The sequence below is a fragment of the Nocardiopsis alkaliphila YIM 80379 genome (genome assembly GCF_000341005.1).
Classification (GTDB): Bacteria; Actinomycetota; Actinomycetes; order Streptosporangiales; family Streptosporangiaceae; genus Nocardiopsis; species Nocardiopsis alkaliphila.
In genome coordinates, this window is the sequence record NZ_ANBD01000158.1 from 1 (window position 1) to 14964 (window position 14964).

General features: G+C 66.5%; 11 protein-coding genes. 1 reads left to right on the forward strand and 10 read right to left on the reverse strand.

Annotation, left to right across the window (positions count from 1 at the left end):
* The first annotated feature begins 319 nt into the window (after positions 1 to 319).
* Positions 320 to 1636: an ABC transporter substrate-binding protein gene (locus tag D472_RS0121420; RefSeq protein WP_017606500.1), complete on the forward strand. Its 1317-nt coding sequence runs from the start codon at positions 320 to 322 to the stop codon at positions 1634 to 1636.
* Positions 1637 to 1739: 103 nt separating this feature from the next.
* Here the strand turns inward: D472_RS0121420 and D472_RS0121425 are convergent, their stop codons facing one another.
* The 10 genes from D472_RS0121425 to D472_RS0121470 all read right to left on the reverse strand — a co-directional run bounded on the left by D472_RS0121425 (position 1740) and on the right by D472_RS0121470 (position 14385).
* Positions 1740 to 3155, reverse strand: a complete 1416-nt coding sequence (locus D472_RS0121425) for a sensor histidine kinase (protein ID WP_026117941.1) — start codon at positions 3153 to 3155, stop codon at positions 1740 to 1742.
* Positions 3156 to 3395: 240 nt separating this feature from the next.
* Positions 3396 to 4226 (reverse strand): TIGR03943 family putative permease subunit, encoded by an 831-nt coding sequence (locus tag D472_RS0121430; protein ID WP_017606502.1) that lies wholly within the window; start codon positions 4224 to 4226, stop codon positions 3396 to 3398.
* Positions 4223 to 5293: a permease gene (locus D472_RS0121435; RefSeq protein ID WP_017606503.1), complete on the reverse strand. Its 1071-nt coding sequence runs from the start codon at positions 5291 to 5293 to the stop codon at positions 4223 to 4225. Before D472_RS0121435 ends, D472_RS0121430 begins: the two co-directional genes overlap by 4 nt.
* 123 nt (positions 5294 to 5416) lie before the next feature.
* Positions 5417 to 7072, reverse strand: a complete 1656-nt coding sequence (locus D472_RS0121440) for an alanine/glycine:cation symporter family protein (RefSeq protein ID WP_017606504.1) — start codon at positions 7070 to 7072, stop codon at positions 5417 to 5419.
* A 191-nt stretch (positions 7073 to 7263) separates the two neighbouring features.
* Positions 7264 to 8973 (reverse strand): DEAD/DEAH box helicase, encoded by a 1710-nt coding sequence (locus tag D472_RS0121445; RefSeq protein ID WP_026117942.1) that lies wholly within the window; start codon positions 8971 to 8973, stop codon positions 7264 to 7266.
* A gap of 329 nt (positions 8974 to 9302) precedes the next feature.
* Complete coding sequence (locus D472_RS0121450) at positions 9303 to 10145, reverse strand: enoyl-CoA hydratase/isomerase family protein (RefSeq protein ID WP_017606506.1); 843 nt, start codon at positions 10143 to 10145, stop codon at positions 9303 to 9305.
* A gap of 71 nt (positions 10146 to 10216) precedes the next feature.
* Complete coding sequence (locus D472_RS0121455; protein ID WP_017606507.1) at positions 10217 to 10423, reverse strand: helix-turn-helix domain-containing protein; 207 nt, start codon at positions 10421 to 10423, stop codon at positions 10217 to 10219.
* A gap of 210 nt (positions 10424 to 10633) precedes the next feature.
* A complete protein-coding gene (locus D472_RS0121460) occupies positions 10634 to 12232 on the reverse strand; it encodes an ABC-F family ATP-binding cassette domain-containing protein (protein WP_017606508.1) in 1599 nt (532 codons plus the stop codon).
* A 274-nt stretch (positions 12233 to 12506) separates the two neighbouring features.
* The gene (locus D472_RS0121465) at positions 12507 to 13850 is read right to left on the reverse strand and encodes an AI-2E family transporter (protein ID WP_026117943.1); all 1344 of its coding nucleotides are present in this window, start codon (positions 13848 to 13850) and stop codon (positions 12507 to 12509) included.
* A gap of 127 nt (positions 13851 to 13977) precedes the next feature.
* The gene (locus tag D472_RS0121470; protein WP_017606509.1) at positions 13978 to 14385 is read right to left on the reverse strand and encodes a YccF domain-containing protein; all 408 of its coding nucleotides are present in this window, start codon (positions 14383 to 14385) and stop codon (positions 13978 to 13980) included.
* Positions 14386 to 14964 lie beyond the last annotated feature (579 nt).

The window sequence follows — 14964 nt, forward strand, 5'->3', positions numbered from 1 at the left end:
CGACGCACCCGTCGAAGACCCGAATCCGTGTCTTGGTGAGTTCGACAACGGTGGGACGAGCGTTTCCCCGCCGACTTAGGACCCAGGTCCCAAAAGGATGTTCCACTCTTTTCTTCCCGCCCCGACCTGCTTCTTCACCACAAAGCGTTACCGCCGGTTGCAGAGGTCGCGCAGGTTCGTATGATGTTTACCAGCCGGTAACGTACTGACGAGTAGGCACAGTCGCCCCCCGAACCTCCTCCCGAGCTACGAAGCCGTCTTCCCCCACCGGCCCGAAGGCCTCCCACCGTGAAGGCACAACCGAGTTCAGGAAGACCACATGCGACCACTGGGAATCATCGCCTCGACTCTGGCCGTCGCGGTTCTGGCCACTTCGTGCGGCGACGCCGACTCGACCGAGAACTCCGCTGGGGAGGGTCTCACCACGGGAGTCACCCAGGACAGCATCGTCATCGGAACCCACCAGCCCCTCACCGGCGCCGCCTCACCGGGCTTCGTGCACATCTCGGCCGGTGCCAAGGTCGTGTTCGACCACATCAACGAGAACGGTGGCATCCACGGCCGTCAGATCGACTACCGCGTCGAGGACGACGGCTACGACCCCGCACGGACCATGGAGGTCACGCGCGACCTGGTCGAGGAGCAGGAGATCTTCGCCATGCTCGGTGGTCTGGGCACCCCCACCCACGAAGCGGTGATCGACGACCTCAACGCCAAGGGCGTACCCGACCTGTTCGTCTCCTCCGGCGCGCTGGCCTGGGACTCCCCCGAGGAATACCCCTACAGCTACGGTTTCCAGGCCGACTACTCCAAAGAGGCCAAGGTCCAGGGCGCCTACATCGCACAGAACTTCTCCGGGGACGACATCGGCCTGCTCTACCAGAACGACGACGTCGGGCCTGCCTCGCACGCCGGCATCGAGCAGTACCTCGTCGACGACATCGTCGCCTGGGAATCCTACGATCCCGGGGTCCCCGAACTCCAGGGACAGGTCGCCTCGCTCAAGGAATCCGGGGCCGACGTCGCCGTCTGCTATTGCATCCCGGCCTTCCTCGGCCTGGCCATCCTTCAGGCCAGGGCCATCGACTACGAACCCCAGTGGGTGGCGCCCAGTTTCGGCGGCGACGTCAACATCGTCGCCGAGATGATCAACGAGTACGCGGCCGGCACCCCCGCCGAGGACGTGCCCGCGGAGGCCTTCACCGACGGTCTGATCATCACCATCTCCCTGCCGATGGTGAATCAGACCGACGACCCGTGGATCGAGTTCTACCGGGAACTCCATGAGCAGTACGGCGAGGGTTCTCCCTTCGTCGACACCACGGTGTACGGCATGGTGCAGGCCACCCTGCTGGCTCAGGTGCTCATGGAGGTCGGCCCCGACCTCGACCGGGAGACCCTTTTGCAGACCCTGCACGCTCAGGAGTGGGCGGGACCGGGCCTGGTGCCCTTCGTGGCCACCGAGGACGACCACAGCGGTTACTCCGGTGTGGCGGTGGTCCAGCACCACGCCGGTGAGGAACTCGAAATCCTTCAGGAACCGCGAGTGACCGACAGCGACGGTGGGGAGATCCTTCCCTTCGAGCTGGAGCGGCCCACCCCGGACCAGGTCGCCCTGCACGACGGCGATCGTTGACGAACGTCTCGCCCGGTGCACCTGCCAAGGCACCTCGAAGTCGTAAAGGGCGCGGGGCTTGTTCAGACCCGCGCCCTTTGCGTCTTCTCACCGGACCTCGGGCTCAGCCGGCCGTAGGTGTTCGAACGGGAAGGCACAGGGTGAACACCGCCCCACCGAGCAGGTCGCTTTGGCCGGCCACCAGGGTGCCCCCATAGGCGTGCGCGACCTCCCGAGAGATGGCCAGGCCCAGCCCACTTCCCTCGGGGTCGCGCTTGCGGGACTCGGGGAGACGGGCGAAGCGCTCGAAGACACGCTCGCGATCCTTGACCGGGATACCGGCCCCGTCATCGTGGACCTCGATGACCGCGAACCCATGGTCGTGCCCGATGACGATGTCGATGCGGCTCTGGGCGTGACGTTCGGCGTTGGCGACGAGGTTGGTCAGCAGTCGGGTCAGACGCAATCGATCCACCACGACCTCTACCGGTTCGGCGTCGTGGATGTTCAGCTCGTGCCGTAGCCGGCGCCCACCGAACTCCTCCCGAACCAGGCCGGTCAGCTCCACACGCTCCCCGTCCCTGGACACGTCGCTCTCCATCCGGGCCAACTCCAGCAGGTCGGAAACGATGTTCTGCAGGCGCTCGGTGTCGGCGAGCAGGCCGTTGAGCAATCGTTCACGACCCCCAGGATCGGGGTCGGGGTCGGAAAGCTCCATCTCCAGTTTGACGAGCATGCCCGAGATGGGATTGCGCAGCTCGTGGGAGGCGTCGGAGACGAATCTGCGTTGGCGGGCGACCGACTCCTCCAACCGGGCCAGACTGGCGTTGGCGGTGCGGGCCAGATGGGTGATCTCGTCGTCACCCTTGGGTACCGGCACTCTCCGGTGCAGATCGGTGACGGAGATCCGTTCCATCTCGTCGCTGATCGACCCCACCGGCCGTAAGGCACGTCCCACCCCGTACCAGATGATCATTCCCATGCCGGTGAGAAGGATCAGCGCCATTCCGGTCAACGCCAACACCAGGACCTCCCGATCCAGAAAACCGGGCAGGGCCGTGGCCGCGAAGACGACCACGTCACCGTAAGCGGAGTTCGGGACGGAATACCCCACCACCCGAAAACAATCGTCGGGTGGCGCCCCGGCCGTCTCACCACAGACGGTCGTCTCCATACGCGGGTCGTCCTCCTCGGGCTCCAGAGGCGTCAGCGCCGGCTGTCCCTCCAAGGCCGCACTGGTGGCGAGGACCTCATGGGTCCGTTGTTCGACGACCTGAAGACGCACGATCGGTTCGGATACCGGGATGTACCCCTCGTAACGGCGTTCCATGATTTCCTCGGCCACGCTCAACGCCGCCATCCCGGCACGCTCCCCCCCTTGTTGGAGCATGTTCTCCCGAACGAGGTTGAAGGCGACCATCGCCAAGACCCCCACGACCACGGCCAGTACGGCGACGGCCCACACCGTCACCCTGGCTCGGATGGAGCGTGGGCGCAGGTGACGCCATCCGCTCCGGGGCCGCTCCTGGGGTTCTGCCACGGACCCATTGTCACTCAGGGTCATCCCAAACCCAGGATTTGGCGGCGGTGTGGCGAAGGAGGGGCGCTAACGGACCAAAGGTCCCCATCGTGCCTCTACGGAGGGTTTTCACTGTTCGTGCGCACGGTCAAGGCGTGCGTGAACCTCCAGGGAAGAACACGGTGTCCCCGGGTGTGGGGGGAACGCGCACACGATGTGTGACGCGGGCCTTGAGACAGGGAGGGCTCGGAGGAGGAACGATCATTCGTAGGGATCCGGTGGATTGACGACCTCCTCCATCTCCAAGACGGCCAACTCATGCTGGGAGACCTCGTCCAGCTCCCCCTCCGGTTCCACCCAGGTACCACGAACCCGCCACCAACTGTCGGTCTCGGGGGCGGGCTGATCGGTGATCAACACCTTGTTGACCACGGCGTCCGCCGCACAACAGGCCATCTGCAAACGTGCCAGATACCATCCCTGGCCGTCCTCGGTCGGGACCGCGAAGCCGGTCAGTTCGACCTCTCGATCGGCCAGTTCACGTTCCTCGTCGATCCAGGCGCGCATCACGAACTCCTGGATGGCCAGTTCCACGACCTCTCCGGGCCCGGCCTCGGCGAGGGCGTCGTTGAACTTGGACGGTCCCCGCTCATCGCGCGGTGGTGGCCCGGAGGAACCTCCGGTGCTCTCCACGGTGTAGGAACCCAGCGCGGGTGGGGCCACGACGAAGACCGCGAGTACCGGAAGCAGGAGCAACCAGGCCACGCGCGGCGCACGGGAGTGGTCGTGTCCGTGTCCCTCACCGTGTTCTTCCCGATGGGTCGAGGCGTCCACGTGGTCACCGACGTGGCCCGGCTCCCCGGCCGTGGCGACGGCGGGGACCACGTCCTCCTCGTCCAGGGCCTGTTGCTCGCCGCGAAGTTCGGCCGCGATGACCAAGACCCCGAGCACAACCATGACGACCCCGGCACCGATCAGGAAGGGACCGAAGCCCGCCTTGACCCAGTTCAGGTACAGATCCGTGGGGATGGTACTGGTCAGCGCGGCCGCGCCGAGCAGTACGAGGGTGAGTCCCTGGGCGATGCGGTTCACAGGAGAATGGCTCCGATCAGGAACGTGCTGAGCAGGCCGATGACCAGACACAGCGGAGCGAAACGGGCGACGAAGCGCCAGCCGAACACACCCGCCTGCATCGCGATGAGTTTCAGGTCGACGATGGGACCGATGACCATGAACGCGAGTTTGGCGGTGGGTGAGAAGTCGGTGAGGCTGACCGCGACGAAGGCGTCGGCCTCCGAGCAGATGGACAACACGATGGCCAGCAGGGCGAGCACCAGCACCGAGACGAGCGGCGCCTCGGCGACCGCCAACAGCCACTCACGAGGCACCATCACGTTCAGGGTGGCGGCCGCCAGGGCCCCCACCACCAGGTAGCCCCCGGCGTGCATGATGTCGTGCAGCATCGATTCGCGAAAGACCCGCCACTTGGAGGCACCTGGAGTGTGGGTACGAGAAGGCAGGCGCAGCCAGTCGGTGCGGCCGAAGCGGACCCAGACCCAACCGATGACCACCGAGGCCAGAAGGGAGGCCGCGAACCGGGCCAACACCATCTCCGGCTGCCCGGCGAAGGCCACCGCGGTGGCGATCATGACGATCGGGTTGATGGAGGGAGCCGCCAGCAGGAAGGTGAGCGCGGCGGCGGGTGCGACCCCCCGTTTGATGAGGCTGCCGGCGATGGGCACCGAAGCACACTCGCAGCCCGGCAGCAGGGCGCCGGAGGCGCCCGCCACGGGGACGGCTTTGCGAGGGTCGTCGGGAATGAACCTCCGATAGACCGAGGTCGGGACGAAGGCGACCAGGGCCGCGGACAGGGCCACCCCGAAGACCAGGAAGGGCATGGCCTGGAAGCTGATCGCGGTGAAGATGGTGGCCCAGGCGAGAAAGGCCTGTCCGGTCAGCTCATCCGACAGCCACGCGTGCCCGAAGGCCATCGCGGTGATGAACAGGGCGAAGAGCCAGACCGTGCCGGTTCTACGTGACCCGGTCCGCCTTCCCCAGTCCGTGGGGGGCAGTTCGTCTCCACGATCGTCCCATCCGCCGGCGAGCGAGTCACCGAGCGAGGTGGAAGGGGCGGAGCCGGGCGTGGTCCGTTCGGACACAGGGGTACTCCGTGGGTTTCGGTTGGGAACTCCTCGAATGGTAACCGAAAACCATTTTCGTTCGGGCCATCGGCGCCGCACCCGTGGGCGCCTCCCCACACGGCACGATCCGCCACGTGAGCGCTAGCCTTCCCTGTTCGGGCCTCGCTCGTCGCCTCGATCCGGGTCCTCCCCCGGCTTCTCTACTGGAGGGTAGGGGTCCTCCAGGGGGACCTCGTCGCGGACCTCTCCCCCATCGTGCCCGACCACGACCTCCTCGTCGCGCTCCTGCCACGCCTCCTCGTCGGCCTCGGCCGCGGGGTCACCGGGGACCGGGCCCTGTCCCCGCTCTTGGTCCTGGGGCGTTCGCCCGGACGCCGGCCCCCACGCGGTGACGTTTCGTAGGTCGGGCATCTTGGCCAGGGTGAACTGCGGGTCCAGGCCGTTGCGCAACTGGCGGCTGTAGTCGCCCAGCAGGCGGAAGGCGATCGTGGACAACGGAGCAATGGCCAATAGGTTGACGGTGGCCATGACCCCCATGGTGATGTCGGCCGCGCTCCACACCACGGCCAGCGGGGCCACGGCGCCGAGGAAGAGGGCCGCCAGCACAGCGGAACGGAAGTAGGTCATGTGACGGGGCGAGGCGTCCAGGAACTGCAGGTTGGACTCGCCGTAGTAGTAGTTGCCGAGCACCGAGGTCCACGCCAACAGAAAAAGGATGACGGTGAGGGCATGGATGGACCAGCCGCCCAGTGAATCCTCCAGCGCGAACTGGGTGACCTCGATCGGGGCCAGGACCGGGTCGGGTTCGAGGCCGTGCAGCAGCACGATGAAGGCGGTGATCGAGCAGACCAGCCAGGTGTCGAAGTACACGCCCAGGGTCTGCACCAGGCCCTGCTTGGCGGGGTGGGAGACCGACGCGGTGGCGGCGGCGTTGGGAGCCGAGCCCAGACCCGCCTCGTTGGAGAACATGCCGCGCCGCATACCCCACAGGATGGCGGTGCCCACACCGCCGGCGGCGACCTCGCGCAGGCCGAGGGCGTGACCGAAGATGGCGCCCAGGACACCGGGGACGGCCCCGATGTTGAGGATCACCACGAAGACGCCGAGCAGGATGTAGAGGACCGCGAGCAGCGGTACCAGGGACTGGGCCACGATGGCGATGCGGCGTACACCACCGAAGATGACCGCTCCGGTGAGGGCCATCAAGGCCAGGCCCACCGCTACGTCGAGCACCCATCCGGAGGTTCCGCCGAACGCGTTCACGGAGGTGCTGATCGCCCCGGTGATGCTGTTGGAGTGGACCGAGTTGAAGATGAGACTGAACGTCACGGTGATGACCACCGCGAAGAGCACGCCGGCCCAACGCAGACCCAGCCCATAGAGGATGTAGTAGGCGGGACCGCCGCGAAAGCCGGTGCTGGTGCGCACTTTGTACAACTGCGCGAGGGTGGACTCCACGAAGGACGCGGCGCCCAGGACGAAGGACATCACCCACATCCAGAACACGGCGCCGGGCCCGCCCAGCGTGATCGCCAAGGCGACACCGACGATGTTTCCGGTACCGATACGGGACGCCGCCGAGAGCGTGAAGGCCTGGAAGGAGGAGATCTCCCTACCACCGTCGGGGGCCAAGCCGGGACTGCTGCGCAAGACCCGGAACATCTCCGGTAGCAGACGGATCTGAACGAGCCCCGAGCGCACCGTGAAGTAGAGGGCCGAAACGACCAGCAACGGGATGAGGAAATAAGTCCAGAAGACGTCGTTGAGGGCGACGAGGGCGTTGTCGAGGACGGTCACGCGTCCCCCTTCGTATGACGTGGCGGGGCCGAGTGCGATTTCGGGGTTCTTGCCCCACTGTCCACGTCAGGGGCTCTTCGGTCTTCGGAGACACACAAAGGGGCGGCAAAGGAACGCAAAGAAGCCGGTCCGTGACACGCGAAAGGGCCCGAGCCGGCCGCTGCCGGTCCCAGGCCCTTCGAGGTCGTTTCCTAACCCTGGGGCGCGGAGTCGTAACGTTCGTTGCGACGGGGTCCGCCACCACGACGGTCACCACGGTAACCGCCGCGCGAGTCGCCACCACGGTAGCCGCCGCGACGCTCGCCGCCCCGGTAGCCGCCCTCGGAACGTTCGCCGGAGCGGAAGCCGCCCTCACCGCGATCGTTGCGACGGTCACCCCGGTAACCACCTTCGGAGCGGTCGTTGCGACGTCCACCCCGGTAGCCGCCCTCGGAACGTTCGCCGGAGCGGAAGCCGCCCTCACCGCGATCGTTGCGACGGTCACCCCGGTAACCACCTTCGGAGCGGTCGTTGCGACGTCCACCCCGGTAGCCGCCCTCGGAACGTTCGCCGGAGCGGAAGCCGCCCTCACCGCGATCGTTGCGACGGTCACCCCGGTAACCGCCCCGGTAGCCACCGCCGTTACCGCGATAGCCACCCCCGTTACCGCGATAGCCTCCACGGCGGGGGCCACGGCCACGACGCTCACGCACGGGCTCCGGCGGCTCGATCCACGGCTCCCAGGAAGGCTCCTTGGCTCCGGTCACCTCGGTGAGCAGCTCGTCACCGGGGTTGACCAGGTGCTGCTTGGCCTCGACCCCGGCGTCGCTGAGCAGACGACGGGCCATACGTCGCTGGTTGGGCGCGACCAGGGAGACCACCGAACCGGAAGAGCCCGCGCGCGCGGTGCGGCCCCCACGGTGCAGGTAGTCCTTGTGGCCGGTGGGCAGGTCGATGTTGACGACCAGGTCGATGCCGTCGACGTGGATGCCGCGAGCGGCGACGTCGGTGGCGACCAGTGCCTGGATCTTGCCCTCACGGAACTTGGCCAGGGTGCGGGTCCGCACGCTCTGGGTCTTGCCACCGTGCAGGGAGGCACAGGGCACACCGGCCTCGATCAGCTGCTCACTGATGGTGTCGGCGCGGTACTTGCTGCGCACGAACATGATGGTGCGACCATCACGCGCGGCGATCTGGGTGACGATCTTGTTCTTGTCGCGGGGCAGCACCTTGAGCAGGTGGTGCTCCATCGTGGTGACCTGGGAGACGGGCGGGTCCACCGAGTGGGTGCGCGGCTCGTTCATGTACCTACGGACCAGCTTGTCGACGTCACCATCGAGGGTGGCCGAGAACAGCAGCGTCTGCCCACCGGGACGCACCTGGTCGAGGAGTTCGCTGACCTGCGGCATGAAGCCCATGTCGCACATCTGGTCGGCCTCGTCCAGTACCGAGACCTCTACGTCGCCCAGGTCGCAGGCGCCCTGTTCGATGAGGTCGGTGAGACGGCCGGGGGTGGCGACCAGCACGTCGACCCCGCGACGCAGTTCATTGATCTGGCGGGTGTAGGAGCTACCGCCGACGACGTCGCCCACGCGCACGCCCACGACACGGGCATAGCCGCGTAGGGAGTCACGCACCTGATGGGCGAGTTCACGGGTGGGCACCAGGATCAGGGCCCGGGGGCGGTTGGCGGCGGCGCGGCGCTCGGCGCAGCGCATCAGGACCGGCAGGCCGAAGGCCAGGGTCTTGCCCGATCCGGTGCGGCCGCAGCCGAGGACGTCGCGGCCCTCGATGGCGTCGGGAATCGTGGCGGCCTGGATCGGGAACGGGGTGGTCACACCGTTCTTGGCCAACTCGTCGACAATGTCCTTGGGCAGGCCGAGGCTGTCGAAGGCAGGCGTTACGGCAGTGTCCGTCGTCAAGTGACGTGTACCTTCCTCATCGTTTGGCGGCGTTTCGAGGAAGGCTCCACACGGTCACGGCTGACCCAGCGAAGAAATCACACAAACGCGCCTGATCACACGCGGAAGCGACCCCGATTCACGTGGGGTTCGTGTGCTCTTCGAGTCAAGCGTGATGTCGATCTTGTCGACACGCTCTCCGCGTTTTATGCGGTCCGGCGCGCTCGGATGCGCGCGGCAGTTCGACGACCGCTTGGAGCAGCGTACTAGAGATCATCGCCAAGCGGGGACGGGGCGGGGGTTTTTCCCCGGTGATACGGGTCTCCCCGCCCCTTCCCCGCCGTCCCCGATCAGCCCTTGGGGACCATGGACTCGACCAACGCGGTGAGGCGACCCGCCTGAGCCTTGCGTTCGGCCGCGCACTGCTCTTCGAGCGTGTTGCCGACGGCCTGCTGAAGAAGTGCCTTGGTGGCGACCGCGGCGTCGGGGTCGACGGCCAGGAGGCCGGCGATGGCGTCGTCGACGGCCCCGTCGAGTTCGTCCACGCCCACGACCAGGGTGGCCAGACCGAGCTCCCGGGATTCCTCGGCACCGACCTTGCGGGCGGTAAGGCAGATCTCGGTGGCGCGGTGGACACCGACGATGTCCACCAAGGGCTTGGTACCGGTGAGGTCCGGCACCAGCCCCAGGGCGGGTTCCTTCATGCAGAACTTGGCGTCCTCGGCGAGGATGCGCAGGTCGCAGGAGAGCGCGAGCTGGAATCCGGCGCCGATGGCGTGTCCGCGCACGGCCGCGATGGTGACCAGGTCGGGGCGGCGCAGCCAGAGGAAGCCCTCTTGGAGGCCGGCGATGTAGGCGTCCAGCTCCGCCGCGTCGGTCTTCCCCTCGGCGAGACCGGCGACGATGGAGCGTTCGCCGTCGACCCCTTGGGGGGTGAACATGTTGAGGTCGATACCGGCCGAGAAGATGTCGCCCTCCCCGGCGATGACGACAATTCGGACATCACTGGGGAGCGTCTGGCCGATGTGGGCCATGGTGGTCCAGGTGCGTCCGGTCATCGCGTTGCGACGTTCGGGACGGCTGATGGTGATGCGGGCGACCGCCCCCTCCACCGCCAAGCGCAACCCGGCCCGGGTCAGGTCCTCCTCCGTCGGCAGTTCCCGCACGCCGGACTCCCGTGGGTCCTGTGTCATGTTCTTCCCTTCCATGGATTCGGTGACGACCCTGACCCTACTCGCCGGTAACCCGACAGGCGTCGCCCACGTCACGCCTTACGCGTGGCTCCTCCACGTCCACGCAACTCCACCCCGGCCTCACCGAGCAGGCGATGCACGAATCCGTAGGATCGTCCGGTGGCGGCCGCCAGGGAACGGATGCTCTCTCCCTCGTCGTAACGGCGCTTGAGTTCGGCCGACAATTCCGTACGGCTGGTACCCGAGACCCGAGCACCCTTCCTCAGTTCGTCATTCACAGCTCTCTCCCCTTCAAGACGCTCGGCTCCGATACGGGCCGGAACCACAGTCATGATCCGACATGGCCGTCACCCACCGCCACATTCGACGACCGCCACGCCGAACGTTCAGGATTTCGGAACACCCCGAACTCTGTCCGAAAAGAAGTGGGGGTGAACCTCCCAAGGCACTGGGCGTCCACCCCCGTCATCGTGTTCCCACGGCTCACCTCAGGCCAAGGCGATGAGGTCCTCGAAGTCGGCGTTCCACATGTCCTCGACCCCGTCCGGAAGCATGATCACACGCTCGGGTCGCAAGGCTTCGACCGCGCCTTCATCGTGCGTGACCAGGACGATCGCGCCCTTGTAGTTGCGCAGCGCCGACAAGATCTCCTCGCGGCTGGCCGGGTCCAGGTTGTTGGTGGGCTCATCCAACAGCAACACGTTGGCGCTGGAGACCACCAACGTCGCCAGGGCCAGACGGGTCTTCTCGCCACCGGAGAGCACACCGGCGGGCTTGTCCACGTCGTCACCGGTGAACAGGAACGATCCCAGGGTCTTGCGGGCCTCCACCTCGGGCAGGTCCGGAGCGGCGCTCATCATGTTCTCCAGCACGCTGCGCTCCACGTCCAAGGTCTCGTGTTCTTGGGCGTAGTAACCGAGCTTGAGTCCGTGCCCCGGTACGACCCGACCGCTGTCGGGCTCCTCCACCCCGCCCAGCAAACGCAGCATGGTCGTCTTGCCCGCACCGTTGAGCCCCAGCACGACCACCCGGCTTCCCTTGTCGATGGCCAGGTCCACCCCGGTGAAGATCTCCAGCGAACCGTAGGACTTGGACAGGCCCTCCGCCATGAGCGGTGTACGACCGCAAGGAGCCGGGTCCGGGAAACGCAGTTTGGCGACCTTGTCGGCCTTACGGAGCCCCTGTACTCCACCCACGATCTTGTCGGCCCGGTTGAGCATCTGTTGAGCCGCACGTGCCTTGGTCGCCTTGTAGCGGAACCGTTCGGCCTGCTTGCGCAGACTGTCCGCCTGCTTCTCGGCGTTGGCCAGTTCACGTCGACGGCGCCGCTCATCGTCCTCACGCTGGATTCGGTATTGCTTCCAGCCCATGTTGTAGATGTCCATGACGCTGCGGTTGGCGTCCAGGTAGAACACCTTGTTGACCACGTGTTCGACCAGATCCACATCGTGACTGATGACGATGAGTCCGCCCTGGTGGGACTTGAGGAAGTCGCGTAGCCACACGATGGAGTCGGCGTCGAGGTGGTTGGTGGGCTCGTCCAGGAGCAAGGTGTCGGCTCCACTGAACAGGATGCGCGCCAGCTCGATCCGTCGACGCTGGCCGCCGGAGAGGGTGTGCAACGGCTGCTTGAGGACCTTGTCGGGCAGGCCCAGGCTGGAGGCGATGGCGGCTGCCTCGGATTCGGCGGCGTATCCGCCCAGTACGTGGAGGCGCTCCTCCCAACGCGCGTACTGACGTACCCCCTTGTTCCGGGTCTTGTCGTGGTCGCTGGCCATCTTCTTCTCGGCCTCGCGCAGCCCACGGAGGGCTTCGTCGATACCGCGGGCGGACAGCACCCGGTCCTTGGCGATGACGTCCAGGTCGCCGGTGCGTGGATCCTGGGGCAGGTAACCGATGCTTCCGGAGGAGGTGACCGTGCCCCCGGTGGGCAGGCCCGCACCGGCGAGCACCTTGGTCATGGTGGTCTTGCCCGCACCATTGCGGCCGACCAGACCGATCCGATCCCCCGCCGCGACCTGGAAGGTGGTCGGCTCCAGCAGGAGTCGGGCTCCGACGCGCAGTTCGAGGTCGGTGGCGATCAACATGGGTGGGGCTTCCTCAAGGTGGTGTGACGGTTCATGAAGGTCCGGGGCGCGCCTCACCGGCCGACACACGAAAACGGTGTGCCGAATCCGGGTGCCGAGGGTGGGCCGGTGGGTCGAAAGAACGTGTCCCCAGGACCGCCCCAGCCTAACGGCACCGGTGTGGAGGGGGGCGAGGGGTTTTCCGGGGCGGCCCGATACGCACGGCGCGGTGCCCCCGACCCTCACAACGAGGTCGAGGGCACCGGGCATTCCCCAAGGGCCGGGTGAAGCACGTTCACTCCTTGGTGTCGGCCCCCTCGTTCCCCTTCGTCCCGCTCTCCCGACCCGACGTTTGGGAGGGGGAGACCACCACGACCGCCTTGTCCGCCGCCACCGCGGGTGGTTGCTCTTCCTGGGTGTCGTCCTCGGTGCGGGAGGGCGGGCGGTGGCGCAACAGCGCCGCCAACACGGCCGCGATCGGGGTGGCCAAGAACATGCCCGGAATGCCCCCGAGGATGCCGCCCGCGGTGATGGCGATCAGCACGACGGGAGAGGGCAGATCCAAGGCCTGACCGTAGATACGAGGAGCGAAGACGTTGCTCTCCAACTGTTGGACCAGCACGACCGCCCCGACGATCACCAAAGCGATGATCCACCCCTCGGCCACCAGGGCGACCAGCGCGGCCAGCAGACCGGTGAGGAACGCTCCGATGACCGGAAGGAAGGCACCGATGAAGGTCAGCACGATCAGCGGGATCGCCAGGTTCACGTCCAAGAAGATGAGCAGGAAGACGCCGATACCGACGGCGTCGATGAAACCCACCATCGCCACGCCGCGCACGTAACGGCCCATCACCTCGTAGGCGACGCCACCGGCGTGCCGCATCCCTGGGCGGGACTTGGGCGGCAACAGGGTGACGAACCAGTCCATGAGCTTGTCACCCGAGTGCACGAAGTACACGGTCAAGGCGATGATCAGCACCAGACCGATCAGGACCTGCACCACGGCGGCACCGGCCGTCCAGGCGCCACTGAGCAGTTGGTCGGTGTTGTCGGTGATCATTCCCTGAACCTGGGCCCAAGCGTTGTTGAGCATCTCGGTGAACAGGGCCGGCTCCACGAAGGGGATCTCCAGGCGCTGGAGTTCACCGAAGGCGCTGGTGACACTGGTGACCAGTCCCCCGAAGCCTTGGATCGCCGGAGAAACGATCATGGTGACCACACCACTGAGCACGATCAGGGCGAGGAGGATCGTCAACACGGTCGAGGGCCCTCGACCCATTCCCCTGCTTCGTAGCCAGTTGGCTATCGGCATGATCAAAGCGGTGATGAAGACGGCCAGCACCACCGGCAGGGTGATCACCGACAGGTAGATGACCGCGTAGACGAGCAGGCCCGCGACGACACCGACCAAGAGCATCCGCCAGGCCACGTCGCTGACCATCCGCAACAGGTCACCGGCGCCGACCTCGTCCCGGCGGGCCGCGGCCTCCTCCTCCCTCTTCTTCTGTTCCTCCTGCTCGACCTGCGCCCGGGCCCGCTCCTGCGCCTCGAGCTGCTCGAGGCGTTCGGCGCGGGATCTGCGGGCCAGAAGCCACTTTTTCAGGAGCGCCCACACTCCCGGCCGCTGGGCTTGCACATGAACTCCATTCTCTGGTGACTGCGCTGTGCGGCCGGCTCGGGGAGGGAGCGACCGCGCGGGGACGTTAGGGGGATGCGTTCGGGTAGGTGATGGTCCCGAGGAGCCTGGCGTAGGGCCGGCGTCCTCAGAACTGCCAGGGTTCCCGGGCCCGTCCGGAGTCGACGATCTCGTTGCCGAAGGGAGCCAGGGCGACGGGGATCATCTTCAGGGAGGCCCAGGCCATGGGGAGACCGATGATGGTGATGGCCAGGCCGATCGCGGTGGCGACGTGTCCGATGGTCAGCCACCAGCCGGCGACGATCAGCCAGATCACGTTCAGCACGAGGGTCGCACCGCCCGCGCCCTCCCGACGCACCAACTCGCGTCCGAAGGGCCAGATGGCGTAGTTGGCCATCCGGAAGGAGGCGATGCCGAAGGGGATCGTGATGATCAGGAGGCAACAGATGAGGCCGGCGACGACGTAACCGACCGCCAGCCAGAACCCGGCGACGAAGATCCAAATGATGTTGAGAATGAGCCGTAGGAGGGCCACGGTGATTCGTCTCCTTGAGTCCGTCGCGGGAGGGATGTTCGTTCCCATGGGAAATCGAACGCATCCTGATTTTCTATCGTCTGGGACGCCCGGATGCCATGACCTGTTCCGCTCTCGTCCCCTGAGGCTTCCCTTAGGGGACGGCGGAGGTGAGGGAAGCCGGGGCCGGGGAGACACTCCCTGAAGGCGGAGCCGGGAGGGAGCGACGATCCATGATCGACGGTGCGGTGGGGAAAGGAGGGGACGACACGCCGAACCTCACCGGAAGCATCATCGGGCCTCGGTCCCGCTCGCGGAGGGTGAGGACATACGGTCATGCCCAATCTCGAGGAAGAGTAGCGGCCAGAATGTGATCGGCGCATCAGGAGGACCCCCTAGGCAGGAGGGAGACAGCCCCATACGATGTGCTGTGTCCTTCACAAGACGGTCGTTCAGGTGATCTGCGACAAACTCGGACAAATATCCATAGACCTGACGCCAGGCATCAGGTTTCGGTAACGGTTGAACGAGTAATTTCTCCACCCCCCGTGCACGATCGGGAGTGGGGATGGCATGATTACGTACCGGCTCCGCCGGGGG

Coding starts and splice junctions, on each gene's coding strand:
- D472_RS0121420 (WP_017606500.1), top strand. CDS start 320: ATGCGACCACTGGGAATCATCGCCTCGACTCTGGCCGTCGCGGTTCTG.
- D472_RS0121450 (WP_017606506.1), bottom strand. CDS start 10,145: ATGACACAGGACCCACGGGAGTCCGGCGTGCGGGAACTGCCGACGGAG.
- D472_RS0121460 (WP_017606508.1), bottom strand. CDS start 12,232: ATGTTGATCGCCACCGACCTCGAACTGCGCGTCGGAGCCCGACTCCTG.